This window comes from Streptomyces sp. NPDC003379 (assembly GCF_053589195.1).
The window spans coordinates 51,872-72,940 of the sequence record NZ_JBSFRK010000032.1; the positions used below are offsets into that span (position 1 = coordinate 51,872).

The 21,069-nt window shown below is 69.2% G+C and carries 13 protein-coding genes and 1 pseudogene; 3 read left to right on the forward strand and 11 right to left on the reverse strand.

The window, feature by feature from the left end; all coding sequences use genetic code 11:
• Positions 1–55 precede the first annotated feature (55 nt).
• The 3 genes and pseudogenes from ACWDVB_RS27695 to ACWDVB_RS27705 form a co-directional block, all read right to left on the reverse strand.
• The gene (locus ACWDVB_RS27695; RefSeq protein WP_451517311.1) at positions 56–802 is read right to left on the reverse strand and encodes a methionine ABC transporter permease; all 747 of its coding nucleotides are present in this window, start codon (positions 800–802) and stop codon (positions 56–58) included.
• Positions 799–1,857, reverse strand: coding sequence for a methionine ABC transporter ATP-binding protein (locus ACWDVB_RS27700; RefSeq protein WP_451517310.1), 1,059 nt, complete (start codon positions 1,855–1,857; stop codon positions 799–801). Before ACWDVB_RS27700 ends, ACWDVB_RS27695 begins: the two co-directional genes overlap by 4 nt.
• A gap of 406 nt (positions 1,858–2,263) precedes the next feature.
• A pseudogene (locus ACWDVB_RS27705) lies at positions 2,264–2,503 on the reverse strand (HAD family hydrolase); the annotation flags it as partial.
• Positions 2,504–2,582: 79 nt separating this feature from the next.
• Between ACWDVB_RS27705 and ACWDVB_RS27710 the strand changes: the two are divergent.
• On the forward strand, positions 2,583–2,942 hold the full coding sequence (locus ACWDVB_RS27710; protein ID WP_451517309.1) for a hypothetical protein: 360 nt from the start codon (positions 2,583–2,585) through the stop codon (positions 2,940–2,942).
• Between the two features lies 1 nt (position 2,943).
• Positions 2,944–3,375: a hypothetical protein gene (locus ACWDVB_RS27715; RefSeq protein WP_451517308.1), complete on the forward strand. Its 432-nt coding sequence runs from the start codon at positions 2,944–2,946 to the stop codon at positions 3,373–3,375.
• Between the two features lie 36 nt (positions 3,376–3,411).
• On the opposite strand, the gene ACWDVB_RS27720 is transcribed toward ACWDVB_RS27715, so the two are convergent.
• From ACWDVB_RS27720 to ACWDVB_RS27755, 8 genes are all read right to left on the reverse strand, one after another.
• Complete coding sequence (locus ACWDVB_RS27720) at positions 3,412–4,176, reverse strand: hypothetical protein (protein ID WP_451517307.1); 765 nt, start codon at positions 4,174–4,176, stop codon at positions 3,412–3,414.
• Positions 4,177–4,247: 71 nt separating this feature from the next.
• Entirely contained in the window at positions 4,248–4,751 is a 504-nt protein-coding gene (locus ACWDVB_RS27725; RefSeq protein WP_451517306.1) for an SUKH-3 domain-containing protein, read from the reverse strand.
• Between the two features lie 5 nt (positions 4,752–4,756).
• Positions 4,757–11,653, reverse strand: a complete 6,897-nt coding sequence (locus tag ACWDVB_RS27730; RefSeq protein ID WP_451517305.1) for a polymorphic toxin-type HINT domain-containing protein — start codon at positions 11,651–11,653, stop codon at positions 4,757–4,759.
• A 96-nt stretch (positions 11,654–11,749) separates the two neighbouring features.
• Entirely contained in the window at positions 11,750–15,418 is a 3,669-nt protein-coding gene (locus tag ACWDVB_RS27735; protein WP_451517304.1) for a LamG-like jellyroll fold domain-containing protein, read from the reverse strand.
• A gap of 90 nt (positions 15,419–15,508) precedes the next feature.
• Positions 15,509–17,014 carry a VCBS repeat-containing protein gene (locus ACWDVB_RS27740; protein WP_451517303.1) on the reverse strand — a complete coding sequence of 502 codons (1,506 nt, stop codon included), beginning with the start codon at positions 17,012–17,014 and terminating at the stop codon, positions 15,509–15,511.
• A gap of 462 nt (positions 17,015–17,476) precedes the next feature.
• A complete protein-coding gene (locus tag ACWDVB_RS27745; protein WP_451517302.1) occupies positions 17,477–17,980 on the reverse strand; it encodes a GNAT family N-acetyltransferase in 504 nt (167 codons plus the stop codon).
• A 37-nt stretch (positions 17,981–18,017) separates the two neighbouring features.
• The gene (locus ACWDVB_RS27750; protein ID WP_451517301.1) at positions 18,018–18,545 is read right to left on the reverse strand and encodes an RNA polymerase sigma factor; all 528 of its coding nucleotides are present in this window, start codon (positions 18,543–18,545) and stop codon (positions 18,018–18,020) included.
• A 95-nt stretch (positions 18,546–18,640) separates the two neighbouring features.
• Complete coding sequence (locus ACWDVB_RS27755) at positions 18,641–19,834, reverse strand: glycerophosphodiester phosphodiesterase (protein ID WP_451517300.1); 1,194 nt, start codon at positions 19,832–19,834, stop codon at positions 18,641–18,643.
• A gap of 467 nt (positions 19,835–20,301) precedes the next feature.
• Between ACWDVB_RS27755 and ACWDVB_RS27760 the strand changes: the two genes are divergently transcribed.
• Positions 20,302–20,922 carry a lysophospholipid acyltransferase family protein gene (locus ACWDVB_RS27760; protein WP_451517299.1) on the forward strand — a complete coding sequence of 207 codons (621 nt, stop codon included), beginning with the start codon at positions 20,302–20,304 and terminating at the stop codon, positions 20,920–20,922.
• The last annotated feature ends 147 nt before the right edge of the window (positions 20,923–21,069 follow it).

A 21,069-nucleotide genomic window follows, 5' to 3' on the forward strand; every position in this document is an offset into this window, starting at 1 on the left:
CGCGGTGCTCTGCGGGGAAGTCTGCGGTGCGGCCCGGGTGGGCCGGGCGGGCCGGTCAGCCGGTCTTGGTGGTCGACTCGGCGGCGACGGGCGCGGGCAGCGCCCCGCGCAGCGGCCGGAACAGCAGCAGCGGACCAGAGCCGCCGCCGCGCTTGTGCAGCCTGCGGGCCGCGTAGTCGCCCGCGAACTGGATGATCGAGATGACCACGGCGAGGATCGCCACGGTGATCCACATCAGCTCCGTCTCGAAGCGCTGGTAGCCGTAGCGCAGCGCGAGGTCGCCGAGGCCGCCGCCGCCGACCGTGCCGGCCATCGCGGAGTAGCCGATGAGCGCGACGATCGTGGTGGTGGCGCCGGAGATCAGCGAGGGCAGCGACTCCGGGACGAGGACCTTGCGTACGACGGTCCAGGTGGAGCCGCCCATCGACTGCACGGCCTCGACGAGCCCGCCGTCGACCTCGCGGATCGAGGTCTCCACCAGGCGGGCGAAGAACGGGATGGCGCCGACGGCGAGCGGCACGAGGGCGGCCTCACGGCCGATCGTGGTGCCGGTGATCCAGCGCGTGAAGCCCATCAGGGCGACCATAAGGATGATGAAGGGCATCGAGCGGGCGATGTTCACGATCTGCCCGATGACCTTGTTGAGCACGGAGTTCTGCAGGAGTCCGCCGCGCTCGGTGAGGACGAGCAGGATGCCGAGCGGCAGTCCGGCGACGACGGCTATCAGCGTCGACCAGCCCACCATGTAGAGGGTGTCCCAACAGGCCTGCTCCAGCAGGGGCTGCATCTCCGACCAGGTCACTTGGCACCTTCCTTGACCAGCGGCGTGGCGTTCTTCGGCGTGATCACGGGGTCCTGGCCCGCGATCTCCACCTGGAGGCCCTGCTCGCGCAGGAACCCGATCGGGACGACGTTCTCCTCGAAGCGGCCGGGCAGTTCGATGCGCATGCGGCCGACCTGCCTGCCCGCGACGGTGTCCATCGCGGCGCCCAGGATCGAGATGTCGATGTTGTACGTGCGCGACAGCTGGGAGATGACCGGCTGGGTCGCGGCCTCGCCGTGGAAGGTCACGTCGACGACGGTGCGGTCCTCGCCCGTGGCGTCGCCGCTGACGGGGAAGAGCGCGGCGGCGAGCTCGGAGCCGGGCGTCGCGAGGAGTTCGCTGACGGTGCCGGACTCGACGATCCGGCCGCGCTCCATGAGGGCGGCGGAGTCGCAGACGCTCTTGACGACGTCCATCTCGTGCGTGATGAGCAGGACGGTCAGGCCGAGCTGCCGGTTGAGGTCGCGCAGGAGCTGGAGGATGGAGCGGGTGGTCTCCGGGTCCAGCGCGCTGGTCGCCTCGTCGGAGAGCAGCACCTTCGGGTCACCGGCGAGGGCGCGGGCGATGCCGACGCGCTGCTTCTGGCCGCCGGAGAGCTGCGCGGGGTAGGACCGGGCCTTGTCGGCGAGGCCGACCAGGTCGAGCAGGTCGAGTGCCTTGCGGGAGCGCTCCTGGCCGGAGAGGCCGAGGATTTCGAGCGGCAGTTCGACGTTGTCCTGCACGGTGCGCGAGGAGAGCAGGTTGAAGTGCTGGAAGACCATGCCGATGCGGTTGCGCGCCCGGCGCAATTCCTTGCCCGCGCGGGGGCCGCGTCCGGCCAGGGCGGTGAGGTCCTGTCCGGCGACGCTCACGGTGCCGGAGGTGGGGCGCTCCAGGAGGTTGACGCAGCGGATCAGGGAGGACTTGCCGGCGCCGGACTGGCCGATGACGCCGTACACCTCGCCCTCGCGGACGTGCAGGTCGACTCCGTCGAGGGCGGTTACTTCACGACCGCGTGAGCGGTAGACCTTGGTGAGGCCGGAAGTGGTGATCACAGGGGATTCCGTCACTGTCGAGTGCGCGGCGCGGGTGTGGCCGGGCACGGGGCATTCGTTCGGAACGCGGCACGGTTCTCGCGGTGGCGAAAGGAACCGGAGGACGTGTGCGCGGGGCGGGCTCGCTTCCTGCGTCAGTACGGCTTTCGTCGCGTACGTCGTGCAGGGGCGCGGCACAGCGGCTTCGCTTCGGGGCGCGAGGCTCTTCAGTGGTGCGGGGGCCCTCAGAAGGCGCACATTCGACACATACAACGAGCACCGGGCGTCATCGTCGCCTCGGTCGCAAGGGTGCGGCTGCTCGTCGTGGTCATGGGCCCAAGTAAAACACGCGTGAGGTCGCCGTCCGCCACCGCTGTCCGTATAGCGGACAGCGGTGGGACGGGGCCGGGCGCCATGGACGCGGCGCTCAGCCGGCGACGGTGATCTCCACAGCGCCCGCCGTGGCCTGCGCGGACACGGCGGAGAGGTCCTTGACGAGCACGTCCGCCACCAGCTGGGAGGCGTCGTGGGTTGTGGCCAACGCCACGGTCGTCATGCCCGCGGCCCGTCCGGCCTGGAGACCCGCCGGCGCGTCCTCGAAGACGACGCGGCGCGCCGGGTCGGCGGCCGTCTCGGCGGCGGGGCGGCCGTGCGGTTCGACCCGGGGGAACTCCACCGACTCCATGGAGGGGTCCGACCAAGGGGCAGGCGCATCGGGTCAAAGGGCCCGTAATAAAGTCACGGGCATGCTTGTTGCCCTGACGATCGCGACCGCCGTGGCCGCGCTCGCCCTCGCCGCCTGGTGCGGTTTCGCCGCCTACCGCGACCAGCCGACCAAGGACTGGCACTTCATCGGCATGGGCGTGGTGACCCTCCTCGCCCTGGTCCAGCTGATCGTCGGCATCGTCCAGCTCGCGCGCGGCGAGGACCCTGAACAGGGCACGACCATCTTCGTGGCGTATCTGCTCGGCTCCTTCGCGTGCGTCCCGGCGGCGGGCTTCATGTCGCTCGCCGAGCGCACCCGCTGGGGCTCCTTGACGGTCGCCGCGGGCGGCGTGGTCCTCGCCGTGCTCGAAGTGCGGCTCTACGACATCTGGGGTGGTTGAGATGACGGAGACCGAGAAGAGCGCGGGCGGCGGCCCCCGCCAGAAGCTGATCACCGGCCCGGGCATCCTGCTGCTGTGGCTGTACGGCGTGATGGTCGTCGGCGCGGTGTCGCGCTCGGCGGTACAGATCTCGACGGACTTCCACAAGGCCCCGCTCGCGTACTCCCTGTCGGCACTCGCGGGCCTCGTCTACGGCTTCATCACGTACTCGCTGGTCCGCGGCGGGGACACGGCCCGCAAGGCGGCGCTGGTGTGCTGCGCCGCGGAGCTGGTGGGCGTGCTGGCCGTGGGCGCCTGGACGCTGGCGGAGCCGTCCGCCTTCCCCGACGCGACGGTGTGGTCGGACTTCGGGATGGGGTATCTGTTCATCCCGGTCATCCTGCCGATCACGGCGATCTTCTGGTTGGGGAAGGCGCGGCGGGCGGGACGCTGAGCGCGGCGGGCATGCGCGCGGGCATGCCGGGTGCGCTCAGGCCTTGGCTTCCGCCTTCGCCACCTTCGCTACCCTCGCCACCTTCGCCAACTGGGCCTTGACCAAGGCATTGTCGGGGTCCGTGGCCTCCCAGGGGGCCTCCTGGTTCTCGGCCCTGAAGGTGACGACGGTCGAGCCGCTGCGGACCACGGTGAACCGGGCGCTCGCGTCCTCGCCGTGTATGCCGCCGTACACCACGTACGAGACGGCCTCGTCGCCGAGGCCACCGTCGGGCCGGCGCCGGACCTCGTTGTACGTACCCTCGACGCTCTCGAATCCCTTGCCGCACTTGGCCACCGCGGTCCGCAGTCCGGCCAGCACCTTCTTGGCACCGGCTTCGTCGTGCGCGGCGATGCCGATGACGAGCTCCTTGCCCTTCGGTTCGTCGTACGTGGAGCCCTTCTCGATGACCGAGTACGGGTGGAAGGCCTTCGGCTTGGGGCTGGAGCTGTACGACAGCATCTGATCCACCGGCCGACACCGAACCGGATCGGCGCTGGTCTCACTCTTCCCGTACGCGGCGGCCAACCCATTGTTCAGGGCCCGTATCTTGCGCCGCGGCCCGATGTCGTCGCCGGTGAGCTCCATGGCTTTCAGCGGGGCAGCCCGATCCTCTCCCCGACCCTTCTCACGCTGCGGGGCACCGCTCCCCTTCGCGTCCCCGGCCCGCTCCTCACCGTCACCGGAACCGGCGCCGCATGCCACGGCGCCCAGCAGCAGCGGCGCCACGAGGACACCTACGTACTGCGAACGGCGACGCACGCCATCAATGCTTCTACCCACCAGGCCATCAGCCTTTCTTGCAGCATCATCTCTTTTGGCAAACACTACTGCTAAAGGGAATCAGGGCTCGGCCAAGGGTTGAGTCCCGGGTCGGAGTGCAGACAGACCAGAGGGCGATTCGCACAGACTGCCAGCTCCAGAGAGTCCGCAAAGGTGGGACCAAGCTCCCAAATCCAACCCATACCCGCAGCGACCACCCTCCCTCCGGCTTCGACGAATACGCTTGAATAACTGAGCCATTCACCGATAGGGAAATATTCCCCACCGAGAACAGCCTCCACCTCTGCCGCCAAATTACGCTGCCCTGATCCAGCGGCGAAGGGATCGATATTGTAAGGCTCGTCATTATTGAAGTTTGGGCCAAGTCGATTGACCGGCTCGATCGAAAGCCCTCCTACCGCCGCGAGGATTTCTTCTGCCAACGGATGGGCCCGGTACCCTTCGCCTACCAAGGGCTTCACCCATTGACCGGCGTCAACCTTCCTGTCTGCGCTCCACCCGGACGCAACAAGTGCCCCAAGCAGGTCCTCGCTGAGCGAGTCGAAACGAATCATGGACATCAGTTGATTTCCCGATCCTCCAGCAGTCGGCTACAACGGCCGCACGGGTGAGCCGGTTCACCATGCCCATCTGTATTCGATGTCGGCATGGAATTGTTCCGTGTCCTCACCGTTCGCATGGTTCCGCCCCTGATGGCCTCAGGCCCCTCCGCCGCCTGCGCCTGAATCAGACAGTCCACCTCCGCGCACCCTCCATGGTGACCTGTCCGCTCGAGTGCATCCGCCAACGGCCCTTCTGCCTGCTGGCCATGCTTATTTCGACCGTAGTACTTCGCACCTGAGGGAGATGTGTACTCAGAGGCAAATTTCACTCCAGGTTCGTTGCGAACACTGTCGGCATAGTCTCCGAGGTTGCAGTTGTGTACGAGTACCGGCGCGGCCGCTGCCACCACATAGTACGTATGCAGATCCGCAACCGTCAGATTGTGCACCGTCGCCGACTGGGTCCAGCGCTCCACCGACGCGATCTGGACGTACGTGCCCGAACTCGTCCGCAGCCACTGGCCCGGCCGCAGGTCCGTCGCGTCGATCCAGTCGCGCAACTCCGGGACCCAGAAGGGGTGTCCGTCCGTCGCCGTGACGGCGGCCTTCTTGGGGCCCTTCTTGCCGTCGACGTCGATCGTGACCTCGACCAGGCGCTTGGCGCCCTTGCCCTTGATCTCCGCCGTGACCGTGCGGACCTTCGTCTTGCCGGTCTTCGGGTCGGTGGCCAGGACCTTGTCGCCGACATCGACATCTCTGATCGACTTCGTGGTCCCGTCAGCCATCAAGACTTTTGTGCCGGGTGTGAAGCTGTTGCTGTCGTCGCAGCTCTTGCGCGCCGCGTCCTCCAGCCGGTCCGCCTTCTTGTCCAAACTGCGCCACTTGCCGAAGCTGGTCTTGAGTTTGCCGAGCAGTCCCCAGACCCGTTTGGCGAGGGCGACGCCCTTCTTCCAGTTCCACAGGTACTTCTTGGCCAACTGGCCGATCTTCGCGCCGATCGCGCTCGTGACGACATTCAGGATCGTGGCGCCGCAAGCGCCGAGGCTGCCGGTGCTGAAGCAGTCCAGGGCGTCCGTGATGCCCAGTTCGTCCGCGAGGATCTGGCCGAGTTCCTTGGCGGCCGAGACCGCGAAGCTCTTCTCGACGTCCGCTCTGGAGCGCGCGGTTATGGCCTTCCGCTGGGCCGGGGTTTTGTCCAGTTGGTAGTACTTGTAATAGGTCTTGGTGGGCTTGGTTTCCCAGCCACCGTTGCTCTTCATCCGGCACTGCACGCCCATGAGCATGCAGTCGTCCGGCTTCTCACCCGTCGGGTCGGACAGCGTCACCGGGCTGTTGTTGGCGTACGCGTACCCGTTGATCTGCTGCGGGTCCGTGAAGTCGATGAGCGGGTCGGCGGAGATGAAGCGGCCGTTCTCCGGTTCGTACTCCCTCGCCCCGATGTGGGTCAGGCCCGTCGACGCGTCGACCGGCTTGCCGAGGAAGCCCTTGTCGTCCACCCAGGGCTCGGTCACCGCTGTGCCGCGTTCGTTGCCGAACGGGTCCATCCGGCGCCGGGTGACGGCGCCCGACTGCGCGTCCACCGCGGCCAGTGACGTCCCGTGGTGGTCCCCCGCCAGGAACTGCACGCCCTTCGGGGTGCGCATCGCCACCGTCTGGCCGGCGAAGCTGTAGTAGCGGGTCGCCTCCACCGTGCGCGAGTCGGTGTTGAGGGCGAGTTCCATGCCCGGCAGGTACAGCGTCTGCTTGCCGGGTTCCTTGCGGAGAAGGCGTTCGCCCGCCGTGCCGTACAGGAAGGACGTGGCCTCCGTGTCCGGCTTCGACGACTTCGTCAGTCTGCCTTCGGCGTTCCAGGTCAGGTCCTGGGTCGTGCCGTTCTGCACGCGCCGGCGGGTGTTGCCCGCCGCGTCGTAGGCGAAGGTGTCCTGGGACTTGACGGCCGGGCCGCTGCCGCTGGCCGGCGTGTCCGTCACGACCTTGGTGAGGGTGTGCGGACCGCCGTTGCCCTCGGCGTCCTTGCCGTACGTGGACGTCCGGGTCACGTCGGGCTTGCCGCCCACCCCGTGCAGGACCTGCTTGCTGCGGTTGCCGGACGCGTCGTAGTCGAAGTCCTGCCAGTAGGCCCCAGGCCCACCGAGCGTGGGCGCGCTGGGGCCGCTCGCGCACGCCTTGTTCTGCTTGCCGGTGCCCGCGGCCTCGTCGGAGGCGTTGGCCGTCGCCCAGGCGGACGTCAGCCGGCGCTGCCAGTCGTAGCGGAAGCACTGGACGTCGTCCTGGCCGCCCGTCGGGGTGTCGGCGACCGACGTGACGTTGCCGGACGCGTCGTAGGTGTAGTCGGCGTCGTACGTCACCGCGTCGACGCCCGAGACGTCCACCGTGGAGTTGGTCAGGCGGTCGGTGCCGCGCTCGCGCTCGTAGGTGAGCCAGGTCTTCTTGCCGTCGGAACCGCCGATCGTGCCCAGCTCCAGCTGCTGGAGCTGGGAGGTGGAGGCATAGGACGCCTGTCCGACGTACGCGCCCTGCTGCTTGCCGTCCAGGTTCGACAGGAGCTGGGTCGGGCGCTGCAACTCGTCGTAGGTGTACGTGAGGGTCTCGGGGCCGAGGCCCCCGGCCGCCGGGAGCTGCTGGGACTGGACGGTGCCGTCCGCGTTGTACTCGGTGCTGTACTCGTAGGTGCCCTTGAGCTCCTCGGCAACGTCACCGCCCAGCACGACCCTGGTGAGTTCCGGCTGGTAGAAGTCGTCGAGGTGGACGTTGATCGTCGCCGTCTGCACCTTGCCGTTGTCGTACCGGTAGGTGCCGTACGGCTGGCCCTTGGCGACCTGGTCGTAGGTGGTCGCGGTGAGCTGCGTGCCCTTGTCCGGCTCGCCCTCCCAGGTGGACGTCGGCCTGCCGAGGACGTCGTACTTCGTGGCCACCGTCTTGTCCCGCATGTCCGTCGTGGAGACGAGACGGTCCAAGGTGTCGTACGCGTACGTCGACTTGCCCGTGTCGGGGTCGCTGGCGGAGGTCTTGCGTCCGCGCTGGTCGTAGCCGTACGACCAGGTGTTGCCCGCCGCGTCCTCGACGGTCTTGAGCTGCCCCGCCGGGGTGTAGCCGTACGACGTGCTCTCGTAATCCGTCGACGTACCGTTCGGCAGGGGCTTGTCGCCCTTGTAACGGCGGATCTCCGTCGTCCTGCCACGGCCGTCGGTGATCGTAGTCGTGGGCGCCGTGCCGGCCGGCGGGTCGACGTGGACGCGGTCGCCCCCGTACGAGTACGTCGTGCGCCACTTCTCCTCGTCGGCCACTTGCTGGATCTCGGCCGTCTTGCGTCCCGCGCCGTCGTACCGCGTGACGGTCTGGCCGTCCACTTCGCCGGTCGGCTTGAAGATCTCGTCGGTGGGAGGCTTGGCGCTGTAGTAGTCCGAGGTCGTCTCCACGACGTTGCCGAGACCGTCGTAGTGGGTGTCGGCGAGGACGCGGCCGCCGTTCGGGCCTTCGGACTGCTGCTGGCGGGGCCTCAGCAGACCGTCGTAGAGCGTGTACTCGACGCCGTAGGCGCCGTGCTTCGCGCTCTTCTCCGTCTTGACCACGGTCGGTGCGCTCTTGCGGACCAGGTAGGTGTACTTGATCGACGCGGGCCCCGTCTTCGAGCGGTCGGCCAGCCAGACGGAGGTGACGCGGCCGAGCGCGTCGCGGGCCGTCTCGCTGCGCTTGCCGTTCATGTCGATCTGCGCGGCCGGACTGCCCCACGAACGCACGTACTCGGTGGAGACCTCCCAGCCCAGCGGGTTGGTCTCCGTCTGCTTGGTGGTCAGTCCGTCCGTCTCGACGTACGTGAACTTCGTCTCGGTGCCCTTGGCGTCCTTGACCTTCAGCGGACGGCCGAACCGGTCGAAGTCCGTCACCGCGGACTCCGTGACCGTCTGGTACGTGGCGTCGGTGCCGTCGTGCTTCGACAGGCGCTGCACCTTGGTCACGTCGCCCTTGACCGGCGCCTCACCGAGGCCCTTGGCGTCGTAGAACGTCAGTTCGTCGGAGATGACCTGGGTCTTGCGGTCCGGCTTCGTCTCACAGGTGACGGCGACCTTCTCGGACCGGGAGACCAGCTCGTACATGTGCTTGGTCTTGTTGTCCGCGAACTCGGTGCGCGTGCACTGGTTGTCGGAGCCGTCCCCGACCTTGCCGTAGTCATCCGTCTCGACGGCTCGGCCGGTCTCGGCGTCGTAGCGGCTGGTGGCGGCGGTCTCCTGCCATGTGCCGCCGTCCAGGGCCGTGTACGTCCGGGTGGTCTCGGGACGTACGTAGTACGCCTTGCGCGTGCCCCAGTCCTTCACGCGCTCCGCCGTGACGTGCGACCACGCGGTGCTGACGCTCTTCGACACGATCTTGTCGGCGGTGTAGGCGCCGTCGTAGGTGATCGTCTCCAGTTCGTGGCCGGAGAGCTCCTCGTCGTCGGCGTGCTTCTTACCGGTCGAGTCCTCGACCTCCCCGCCGAGACCGCGCAGGAAGACGTGCTCCGTCCGCTGATCGGCGGCGCTCACGGTGCCGGCGGACTTGGTCACACGGACCTTGCCGTAGCCGCGCCAGTCGCTGTGCGTGCGGTACTCGTCCTTGGTGATCCCGTCGGCCTTGGCCTTCTTCCAGCCCGCGTCGCCCAGATAGTCGTAGTCGCTGACGCTGTTGGGCGCGTCCGCCGTCACGTCGTCCTCGACCACACGGTCGACCACGTACTTGTGGAACCAGTCGGTGATGGGTTTCTCGACGCCCGGAGGATTCCACTTGACCGGATAGCAGGCCGTCTTGGGCGAATCCGCCGACGGCAGATCGCTCGCCTTGCACTCCGCGTCGCGGTAGAGGACGTCCATCCGGCCGCCCGTGCCGTTGTCCACACCGGCGAGGCGGAAGCGGTTCATCGCCTGGATGTCGTCCCCGGGCTTGTCCACCCTGTTGGGCAGCTGGGTACCGAGAAGCTCCACCGCCGGCGTGGTCACCGTGCCGGACCCGGCGTGGCCCGTCTGCTTGATGGTGTTGAGCCAGAGCGACTTCGAGCTGTCCCCGTTGTCCGTGAAGAGGTGGCCGAGGGACCAGGAGTCGACGTCCGCGTAGCCTTCGCCGTAGCGGATCTGCGTCGTGATCTTGCTCAGCTTCTTGCGGGTCCAGAAGGTGGGGCTGTTCTGCCCCTTGCACTTGGTGCCGGACTTGCAGTTGAGGTCCCACGGGACGTCGGGCCAGCGGCCCGCGGTCGTGTCCGTCAGGTCACCGGTCTCACAGTCCGCCGCCGCGCCCTGGCACCGCTCATCGGTGTCGAAGACCATGCGGGCGGCGGCCGGGGTGCTGTAGACCTTGCCGTCCTGCTGGCCGTAGTCGATCCGCTTGAGGTAGCCGCCGCGGGTGTACGCCTTGCCGTTCTCGTCGGTCTTCAGGCCCTGGGTGTAGTAGTTGGTCTCCTTGCCGTAGTAGTACGACATGGCGTTGCCGTGCGGGTCCACGACGTAGTCGAGGTTCCACCGCCAGGCCTGCTTGCAGTGGGCGTCGGCGAACGTCGCGCTGTAGCAGGGTTCACCCGAGTCGTCGCCGTAGACGGGAACGGTCCAGGCGGAGCCGGTCTGCTCCTTGCCGGAGGCGTAGCCGGGCAGGTTGTCCAGGCCGAAGTAGTACTCGGTGCCGTCGGTCGTGGTGACGCGCCAGTGCTCGCCGTTGTCGTCGCCGTTGCTCGCACCGGCCAGCTTCTCGACCTTGCTGTTGTCGTCGCCGCTGATCCGCCACGTATCGGTCTTGTCGTCTTTGATGAGCTCACCGGAGCTGCCGCCGGCCAGCTGCATGGTGGCGTTGTCGTACGCCCAGCACTGGTCGCCGTTGGTCTTGGCGTGGCCGTCGTCGGCGCACGGCTTGTAGCGCCGCTCGATGAAGCCGGGTTCGTAGCCGAAGCCCTGCCCGATCCAGGAGCCCTGGTTGTTGGTCGCGGCGGTCTGGCCGTCCACGGACTGGGAGTCGTAGGAGAGGCCGACCGAGGGCACGAGTCCGCCCGGAGCGGGCGGCGTGCGCAGGGGGTACGACCAGTTGAACGCGCCCGAGGAGTTGGAGACGCTCCACTCGGCGGACGGCGCCAGGGGGGTGGCACCGAAGCTGCCCTGGTCACCGGAGGAGCCGGCGGTCGCGGCGAGCACGGTGGCGGGGCCCGAGGACCGCTCGCCACGAGCCTCCACCTGGACGTCGGCGCTGAGCGTCCGGGCGTCGGCGTCGTTGGTCGCGGGCAGCTCACGCGGGGTCGTGCAGCCCTTCTTGTCCGGGGTGCTGACAGCGCACCCCGGGAGCTCCACGAGGCGGAGGCGGGAGCCGTAGCCCGCGCCGTACGCGTCGGCGAACTCGGAGTAGTCGAGGGTGAGGCGTGCCGTACCGGTCTCTGCCGCCTTCTCCGTCCGCTCCCGGGCGCCGTCCGCCCCCGCACCCTTGCCCGCGTCGGCGAGCGTGAGCAGGACTCCGTCGACGCCTGCCGCCCGGGCCTTGTCCCGTCCGGCGATGACGACCTTCACCGCCTCAGGGGCCGCGGGTCTGTGGCGGGCACGTTTTCGGGGCGGGCCTACTTCGACGGGCAGGCCCTTCGCCTTGACCGTCCGCGTGGAGGCGCCGCCGAGCGGCACGGTGTCGCTCGCCGCCCTGGGCCACGTGACCTCGGCCGGTCCCTTCGCCCGCGCCTTCTCCGCCGGGTTGGGACGGCTCTTGCCGGCCTTCAACTCGGTGCCCGGCACGGGCGCGCCGAGATCCTTCTGCACGCCTGGGCGGGTGCGGCCGTCGTCGTCGGCCCTCGCCTGCGGGGCGTACTGCGGCAGGAGCCCCACGGCGAGCGAGACACCCAGCGTCACCACGACGTGGCGTCGCAGGCGGGGGCGGGCGGACCAGGAGGGCAGGCGGAACCGCTGGGACGTGGACACGTGTCGTCTCCGGAAGGGCAGAAGCGGGGGGTTGGCAGAGGTACGGAGAGGGGCGGGCGACCCGTGTGGAGACCGGCCCGCCCCGCCTCCCGGCGGCTATGTCACCGTGCCGTCCAGATTCACGCCGGACTTGAGGTTCGCGACGGCGGCCACGAGGGGCTCGTCGAGCGCGCCTTCGAAGACGCGTACCTCGTCGATGGCCCCGGAGAAGTACTGCGATCCGGTGGTCAGGCCCGCACGCCCCATCTGGAGGCCGGCGGTAGAGAAGTCCCAGTCGTTGGGCCACCGCACGACCTGGCCCGTCCATTCACCGTTGACGTACAGGCGGGCTTCTTCGAACAGCGCGTTGTAGGAGAGGGCGAGGTGGTCACCCCGCCCCTCGCTGCTCGGCTGGACGGCGCCGGCCTCCAGTTCCGTCACCGTCGCGTCGGAGGCGTCCTTCTCGGTGAGCCGGAGCTTCCACCGCTTGCTCTCCTTGTCGAACCGGACACTGGCCACCGACCCCTTGGTACCGGGCAGCGAGAACACCGCCTGGGTGGCCGCGGCGTCGGGGGACGCGAGCCTGGCCCGTGCCGTGACCGTGAAGCCGGCCTTGGCCTTCAGCAGTCCGGGCGCGCGGCTCGCGTAGCCGTCCTTGCCGTTCAGGGCGAGGTGGCCGTCGCCCCACACCGGCTCTTCGGCCGGCTTGCAGTTCGGGTCGAGGACGTCGCAGGTGTCGTCCGCCTGGTGGACGGAGGCGCCGCCGCGCAGGGTCATCCCCGCGCCGTTCGTGCGGTCCGGCACCGTCCCGCCGTCGGACTCGTCCATGTCCCAGTAGGCGCGCTGGAGCGGCGGGATGCCGCCGAGGCTCTGCGTCTCGGCCGCGGCCAGGACACGGTCGAAGACCTGGACGTCCGCCACGGTTCCCTTGAGGTTCGCGGTGTATCCGGCGGGTTCGAGGGCCCGCCCGATCTGGAGGGAGCCGCTGGCGTTCCACGTCGTCGGGCGTTCCTGGATGTCGCCGTGCATGAGCGTGCCGTTGACGTACATGCGCATCGTGCCCGAGCTGCCGGCCCGGACCTCGTCCTTGTCGTAGACGCCGACCAGGTGCGTCCAGTCGCCGGGCACCGCCTTCGGTCCCTGCACTTCCCAGGACGCCATCGAGTCGATCTCGCTGTCGGGCGCCAGGAAGGACCACCGGCGGGAAGCGGCGTCGTATCCGAGTGAGAAGCCCGACTGCGCCGAGCCGTCCTGGCTGACCACGCTCATCGACGTCTTCGGCAGTTCGGGGAGCATCACCCAGGCCGCGACCGAGAAGGTCTGATCCGTGTCGACCACGTGCTGGCCGGTGTTGAGGTAGGCACCGCTGCTGCCGTCGAGTGTCGCCGCCGTGCGCACCGAGCCGTGCGGGCCGTCGTCACCGAAGGTCACGCCCGGCCCGGCGGTCGCCGCCGGGATGCCGTCACTTCCCGCCGCCTGCTTGGAACCCGCCGGGTCCGCCAGCGCCCACGCCGACTTCGGCGAGCGCCCCTTGGCGACCCGGAACCGGTAGGACTTGGTGATCTCGCGGTTGTTGCCCGCCCGGTCCTCCGCCTCCACGTACAGCGTCACGGGGCGTTCCCGCTGCGGCATCCACCGCACGAGGGCGGGCCGGCCCGGAGCGCTCGGTACGACGGTCCGCTCCGCCTCGCCCGTGAACTGGTAGCGGTACTTGACCACGTCGGTGCCTTCGGAGTGCAGCTCGAAGGTGCCGTACTCGCCGACGCCCGCGTGCCACTTCCCGTCGTTGGGGTACTTCTCGGACTTCACTTCCGGCGCGTCGGGCTTCGTCGAGTCGAGGATGAACTCGCAGCGCGTGCCGCCCCCTTCGTGGCTCCACGGGCCCCAGGACTCGTCCGATCCGCCGATGTCGTCCCCGCCGCGCACCCACCAGCCGATCACGGTGTTCTGCGGCAGTGTGAAGGAGGCCGTGCCGTCACCGCGGATGTCCTCGCCCACCTTGTAGGTGAACTCCTCGAATCCGCTGTCACGGCTCCGGTCGGTGTTCGACTGCTGGTAGCCGGTCGTGACGACGTACTTCTTCTCGCGGCCGTCCTTGTCCGTCCAGAAGATCTCGAACTGGGCCCGGAGCTTCTCCGTGTTGCCCTTCACGTCGCCGTGGTCGGGGTCCCACACGATCGCGGAGAGCGTCGGGGTCTTCTTCGTGTAGTGCTTGGTGGCTTCCCCATAGGCGCATCTGCCTCCGGGGTCCATGGAGAGTTCGTCCAGCTTCGGCTGATAGGGCGGCCGGTTGTACGTCACTTCCAGCGCCGCGTTGTTGCAGAACCGCTTCCATGACACGTACGAGTCCTCGGTGGCGGCCTGGAGTCCGAACGTGGTGGTGTCCCATCCGCTGGACGCGGCCTTCTGCACGGTGCCCTGCACGTTGAAGCGCACGTTCTGGTTGGTCGCCGAACAGGACCCGGTCGGGTTGGTCGGTGACTCGGACGTGATGTGGTCCTTGCTCGACGGGCGGTTGGACCAGTTCGTACGGGAGTTGATGGCACTGCCGCCGGAGCTGTTGACGCGGTGCAGCTGCACCGAGCGCGCCTCGCTGTTGTACGTGTGCACCAGCGTGATCGCGAACTCGGCCTTGAGGATCCTCTTGCCCTCGAAGCTCCCCGTGGGCAGCGCGTAGTACTGCCGCTGGACGTCGTCGCTACCGGTGCAGCGCACGGAGTAGTTCGCCGGGCAGCGGCCGACGCCCTTGCCGGACTCGACGCCGTCGTCGGAGTTGGGGAACTTCCAGCCTTCGAGGCCCGGCTTCGCGGACGACACCCAGGTCCATGAGGTGCGGCTCTTCGTCCTTGCCACCGGGTCGATGATCACCGGGTAGCGCGTGGTCTTCCCTCTGAGGAGGCTCAGGTCGGGTCTCAGGGTCATCGTGCCGCGCCGCAGGCCGAGGGAGACGTCCGCGACCCGGGCGCCGTCGCCGGGCGCGGCCTGCGCCACCGCCGACGCGCGCTTGGACCGCACTCCGGCGGCGCTGTCGCCGCTGGAGTCCCACATGACGGGCTGGGGGGCCTCGAAGACCGTGCCGCCCGTGCCCGCGTCCTTCGCGACGAGTCCGCCGCCGGCCGTCTCGCGTACGTCGAGGCCGTGGGCTGCGACGGGAAGGTCGATGCCGGTCAGCTTCGGGTTGGCCGCCGCCTTCGCGGACTTGACGACCAGCAGATGCGCGAAACCCTCGGGCTCGGCGCGCACGACCAGGTCGACGTCCGGCAGGACCGCGCGGTACGTGGCCGTCGGGCCCTCGACCTCGGGTGCGGGGAGCCGGCCGGGCCAGGAGAGGGAGAGCGTCTTTCCGTCACGCGCCATCGTGGCGAACGGGCCTTCACCGCCGCCGGAGAGCGTCACAGCGGTGGACGTGGCCTTGGGGGCGAAGGCGCCGTTCGGCTGCTCGACCAGTGTCGTGTCGATGTCGGCCCAGCGGTCGCCCTTGCGGGTACGGACCGGCTGCGCGTACTCCTTTGTGGTGAAGGTGCCGTCCGGGTTCGCGAACGTCTGGGCGCGCTCGGTGCGCCGGCCGAGGACTTCGACGCGCTTCCCAGCCACGTCCGCACGCCGGGCGGCCGCGTCGTCGGTCAGTTCGGTGCCCTTCGTGGTGCTGGTGGACGCGGGCGCCCGCTCGGGCGGCACCGCGGTCGCCGGGGCCGGTCCGGTGAATCCGGCCGCCAGCACGGAAGTGATCAGCCCCACCGTGAGCGCCGCTCTTCGCGCCCGCCACACTGTCCCGCTCTTCGCCATGTCCCCTGGTCCCCCTGCGTCGTGAGCCGTACCTGCACCGCGGCCGAGGTCCGGGTGGGCGCGCCGTGCGGCGCGCCCATCCGGCGCCGCCTATCGGATGTCCGAGCCGAACGCCTTGCCCGCGTCCGGGATGCCGTCGGCGCCCGGCTTCACCGTGCGCACCGACCCGGTACCGCTCTCGATGTGCTTCCAGGACATCGCGTACACCAGGCCCTTCCGGTCGGCCGGTGTCTTGCTGTAGGGCACTCCGACGTACAGGTCCTTGTACGTGGACCACAGCCCGAGTCCCGCGAAGTCACGCGCCTCGGCCGTACCCGGCAGGCCGTTGCCGCGGGTGAGGACCTTGGCCTTCCCTGACGGGCCGAGGGGCGACAGGACGTGCACGGCACCCGCGTTCTCCGCCTCCCCCACCTCCTGGTTGGGGACGCTGACGGCCAGCTTGATCGTCTCGGCGGTGCCGACCGCGCCCGGGTCGGTGCTGCTCAGAGCCACCCGCTGGCCGAAGAAGTCCGCCGCCGCGGGCCGCTCGTTGCCGCCGGACGCCAGCCGGTCGATGAAGCCGACTTCGGTGAGCGCGCCGGACGGTTTGATCCGGAGAACCGTGACCACACCCGCGTCCGCGACCGTGCCCACGTTCTCGTTGGGCGTCCCGATGGCCAGCAGCGCGTCCGTCTCGGATTCCGCGCCCGACGGTCGGTACGGAACCATCGACAGCGCCGCGCCGAACCGGTCGTCCTTGGCGGACGCGCCCGACACCAGGGCCGGATGGTTCTCGTCCACCCCGTCCAGGGGGGTCGGACGTCCGTCCTCGATGGTGTGGTTGAACAGCGTCACCGCACCGGCGAACGACTCGTCGCCGATCGCCTCGCCGGGCGCCCCTACCGCGATGAAGCGGCTCGTGGCCGTGAGGGAGTGCCCGAACCGGTCGTTGGCCTCCGCCACCCCCGGCACGTCCGGGTCGTCCTGGTTGACCGTGGTCTCGGTCGTGCCCTGGACGTAGTGGACGCACCCCGCGTCGGAGACGTCGCCGATGGCTTCTCCCGGCACGCCGATGGCGAGGTACGGCTTGCCTCCCGACTTGACGCCGGCCGCGACGGCGTAGCCGAAGAGGTCTCCGGCCTCGGTGACGGTGTCCCCGTCGAGGCCGGCCTGGGTGTAGCTCTTCACCGTGGAGCCTTCACCGATCCCCGTCGGCCTGCCATGGATGACGTAGACCGCTCCGGCATCCGCCTGGGCGCCGTCGGCGGTGGTGACGTTCTCGTACGGGGCGCCCACGACGAGATCGTCGCAGCCGTCCTTGTCGGCGTCGTACATGGCGATCGACGCGCCGAACTTGTCGCCGGTCTCGGGGTCGGCGGCCATGCCGCTCATCGACTGGGATATCTCGGTGACGCCCTTGTCGCCACCGAGCACGACCCGGACAAGCCCCGCGTTCGCCTTGCCGGCCACCGTGGCTTCGGGATCGGCCACGGCCATGTCACGGATGCCGTCGCCGTTGAAGTCCGATCCCAGACCAGCGGCGCACGAGGCGGCGGCCGCGGGCGACGCCCCGGCCGAGAACGACGTCGTGGCCGCCACGACCAGGGCCGCGGCCACCCCCCACTTGCTCGCCCGTCCACACCCGCGCAGGCTTCGATTCGACTCCACAGTCCCCACCCCAGAGTTACAGAACATCGTCACGAGATGTTCACAGCGGGGTGAGTTAAGGCTCCGGACCGTCAGGCCGTCAATGTGACGCAGGACACACATGTGCGACGTGTGGCCACGTTCGGTGACCGATCAGATGAATTAACGACGATTCTCGGCCATCATCCATCGGTCACGCTCGACAGGCCTGGTCCAGGGAGACAGCCGGTCGCGTAGCCGGTTGATGCGACGAAAATCAGCCACACCGGGAGTCAGGACGGCTCTGTGGAATCACGGAACGCGAGGAAGCGTCGAGGAAAATCGGTCCGGTTCGATGCCGGTGCGGCGGCCGCGCGACCCGTGATCAGGTCGGGTCGCGTCGGCCGGCCGGTATTTCAAGTCCCGGCGGCTGTCGCCGTCGGCGGAGTGCCGCTAGGCGCTGGTCACGTACGCGCGCGCGTCGGAGTCCTTGGAGAGGGTCACGACGGTGAGGCGGTCGTTCACGCGCTCGGTGCCCACGGGGACGTACCCGTGCTTGCGGTAGAGCTGGAGGTTCTGTTCGCTGCGGTGGCCGGTGAAGAGTTGGAAGCACTTGGCGGCGCCGCTCGCGCCGAGCCGTCGCTCGATCGTGTCGAGGAGCCGACCGCCCAGGCCGTGCCGCTGCATGCGGGGGTGGACGATGAGCTTGCCGATCCGCGCGGTGCCGTCGGTGTCGACCGTGCCGCGTACGGAGGCCACCACCTCGTCGCCGAGGCGGGCCACCAGGACGGTGCCCGCGGTCAGTTCGGCCTTGATGGAGTCGAGGGACTGGGTCAGCGGCTCGATCGAGTAGTCGCCGTAGAGCTCGGCCTCGCTCTGATAGCAGAGGTACTGCAGTTTGAGGATCTGTTCGGCGTCCGCTTCGGCCGCCTCCGAGATGGTCACGCTCATGCCCATGTGTGCATGCCTCCCGCTCACCTGCTCCACCGGTTGTCTAACGCTCCTTTGCCCTCGGTTCAGGAGCCGCAACCTCCGCCGCCAGCATTCTGCGCAGGCATCCCAGGCAACGGGAACGTTCCGGCCCCAGACTCCCCTGTGACATTCCCAACTCCCCTGCGATTTCCCGGTAGGTGAGGTCCTTGGGGGAGAGCAGTGCGGCCATGAGGCGGGGGCAGCGGCCGGGCAGTCTGCGTACCGCGGCGTGCAGGGTGCGGTGCCGGTCGGCGGTCAGGGCGCGCTGCTCGGGGCCGCCGTCGAAGTCGGCGGCGGGCTCGGCCGCGTACGCCATCTCGCGCCGGGCGGAGCGTCGGGAGCGGCGTGCCTCGGACCGGACGGCGCCGCGCAGCCACAGCGCCGGGTCGGCGGGCGGCCCGTCGGACTCCAGGCGCTCCAACAGGCGCAGCCAGACGGCCTGTTCCAGGTCACCGGGGTCGTCGCCGGAGCCGAGGGCCTCCGCGGACGCCTCGGCGGCGAGCAGCCGGTGCAGGGTGGGGATGAGCGTGGGGATGAGCTCGTACGTCATGCACGGCGGGACGCGGCCGCTCCGGCGGGAGGTTTCCGGAGCGGCCGTCTCTCACCCCAATCGGGGCCGTACGGTCAGCCGTTGACGCGTCTTGCTCAGCGGTCGGCGAAGTCCGCGGCGGCGAGCAGCGCGGTGTCCGGGTTGTCGGAGAAGATGCCGTCGATGCCCGTCTCGAAGTAGGTCTTGAAGGCGCCGAAGGCGTCTCCGTAGGCGGCCGGGTCGGTGCCCTTCCTGAAGTTCGCGGGCAGGAAGGTGTTCTCGTTGCGCATCGTGTACGGGTGCAGGACCAGGTCCGCCGCGTGCGCGTCCTCGACGAGCGTGGTCGGCGTGCCGAGGCTGCCGTCGGGCTTCCTCGGGATGATCAGGTCGAGGGTCGGGCCGATGCCCTGCGCGAAGCGTGCCATCCACTCCAGGCCCTCGGGCTTGATCAGGTCGGCGACGGTGCGCGGGTCGCCCGCCTCGACGAAGTCCCAGGGGCGCGAGCTCGCGCCGGACAGGAGCACGACGCGGGGCGCGGGGACCAGCTTGGCCAGGCGCTGGATGCTGCCGGGCTCGAAGGACTGGAGGAAGTTGGGCGAGTGCTTCTTGTGGCGGCCGTACCGGCGCAGGAGCTTGGCCAGCGGTTCTTCGAGGCTGAGGCCCAGCTTGCGGAAGTAGGTGGGGTGCTTGGTCTCGATGTGCAGCCAGACCTGCTTGCCGCGCCTGCGGCCCTCCTTCTCGGCCCACTGGAAGACCTCTTCGAGGGTGGGCACGTCCCAGCGGCCGTCGTAGAGGGTGTTGTGCTGACGGGTGCCCGGGATGCGCTCCTTGGCGCGCAGCGTCTTCAGCTCGGCGAGCGTGAAGTCCTCGGTGAACCAGCCGGTGAGCTTGGCGCCGTCCACGGACTTCGTGGTCCTGCGGGACGCGAACTCGGGGTGCGCCGCGACATCCGTCGTCCCGGTGATGTCGTTCTCGTGGCGGCATACGAGATGGCCGTCCTTGGTGGGCACGACGTCCTGCTCGATGACGTGCGCACCCATGTCCAGGGCGAGCTGGTACGAGCCGAGCGTGTGCTCGGGCCGGTAACCGCTGGCTCCTCGGTGCGCGACGACGGTCGGCTTCGGCAGGGTCTTGTATCCGCCGTGCCCGTGCCCGTGCTCATGTCTCTGGTCGGCTCTCGCCACGCCGGGCAGCCCGACCACGGCCGTGCCCGCGCCGAGGATCGCCGCCCCCAGTACCGCTCGACGTCCCCGGCTCGTCCCCGGCTGCTGCTGACCCGACTCCTGCTGACCCGACTCCTGCGTCGCCATTGGCGCTCCTCCCGATGTACTACCGCCCTGCACCTGACAAAGCGGGATGATCGTAGGTGGCCGCGAGTGACGAGTGGGAGACCCTGGACGGAACGGGAGGATGACGCGGCATGGCGAGTGGCCGCGCCGTGGGCGCACCATGGGGGTGGCGGTCCGTGCCGAGGGCCGTACGGGGGCGCCGCTACGGAGTCGCTACGGAGAGAGAAGTGTGTGCGTGACAAGGACCACTACTTCGGGCCACACCGTCCCCACGGGGATACCGTCGTCCCAAGGGCGGCGACCCAGGGGAGGACCGCGCCGGGCCATGTCAACTCTGCGTATCGAGTCGTGAACCCGATGTGCGAACGGCAGCGGCCCGCGAGTACCGTACTCACCTGCACTTACTCGTCGTCGACCCGTTGACACCGGAGGGCCTGTTGTCCCGTCTAGCGCTCATCAAGGCAGTGCTCGGACCGATCTTGCGCCTGATGTTCCGCCCACGGGTAGAAGGCGCCGAGAACATCCCGGGGACCGGGCCCGTCATTCTGGCCGGAAACCACCTGACGTTCATCGACTCGATGATCCTGCCGCTGGTGACCAACCGTCCGGTGTTCTTCATCGGCAAGGACGACTACGTCACCGGCAAGGGCCTCAAGGGCCGTCTGATGGCGTGGTTCTTCACGGGCGTCGGCATGATCCCGGTGGACCGCGACGGGGGCCGTGGCGGTGTGGCCGCGCTGATGACCGGGCGGCGCATTCTCGACGACGGCAAGGTCTTCGGCATCTACCCCGAGGGCACGCGTTCGCCTGACGGGCGGCTGTACCGGGGGCGTACGGGCATCGCCCGCCTCACCCTGATGACCGGGGCGCCCGTCGTGCCCTTCGCCATGATCGGCACGGACAAGCTCCAGCCCGGCGGCAAGGGGCTGCCGCGGCCCGGCAAGGTGGCGGTCCGCTTCGGCGAGCCGATGGAGTTCTCGCGGTACGACGGCATGGACCGCGATCGCTATGTGCTGCGAGCGGTGACGGACTCCGTGATGACGGAGGTCATGCGGTTGTCCGGGCAGGAGTATGTGGACATGTACGCGACCAAGGCCAAGGCGGCGTAGCCCTGCGGGGCTTGGGCGGATCCGTTCCGCGGGTTCGTTGTGGTTGCCCGCGCAGTTCCTCGCGCCCCTGAGGGGGCTTGGCTTCCGGGGCTTCCGCGGGGTTGTTGTGGTTGCTCTCGCAGTTCCCCGCCCCCCTGAGGGGGCGGG

Excerpts from the sequence above, each read along its gene's own strand:
- ACWDVB_RS27710 (WP_451517309.1), top strand. The coding sequence starts at position 2,583 with ATGCTTGTTGCCCTGACGATCGCGACCGCCGTGGCCGCGCTCGCCCTC.
- ACWDVB_RS27715 (WP_451517308.1), top strand. The coding sequence starts at position 2,944 with ATGACGGAGACCGAGAAGAGCGCGGGCGGCGGCCCCCGCCAGAAGCTG.
- ACWDVB_RS27725 (WP_451517306.1), bottom strand. The coding sequence starts at position 4,751 with ATGATTCGTTTCGACTCGCTCAGCGAGGACCTGCTTGGGGCACTTGTT.
- ACWDVB_RS27735 (WP_451517304.1), bottom strand. The coding sequence starts at position 15,418 with ATGGCGAAGAGCGGGACAGTGTGGCGGGCGCGAAGAGCGGCGCTCACG.
- ACWDVB_RS27745 (WP_451517302.1), bottom strand. The coding sequence starts at position 17,980 with ATGGGCATGAGCGTGACCATCTCGGAGGCGGCCGAAGCGGACGCCGAA.
- ACWDVB_RS27750 (WP_451517301.1), bottom strand. The coding sequence starts at position 18,545 with ATGACGTACGAGCTCATCCCCACGCTCATCCCCACCCTGCACCGGCTG.
- ACWDVB_RS27755 (WP_451517300.1), bottom strand. The coding sequence starts at position 19,834 with ATGGCGACGCAGGAGTCGGGTCAGCAGGAGTCGGGTCAGCAGCAGCCG.
- ACWDVB_RS27760 (WP_451517299.1), top strand. The coding sequence starts at position 20,302 with ATGTTCCGCCCACGGGTAGAAGGCGCCGAGAACATCCCGGGGACCGGG.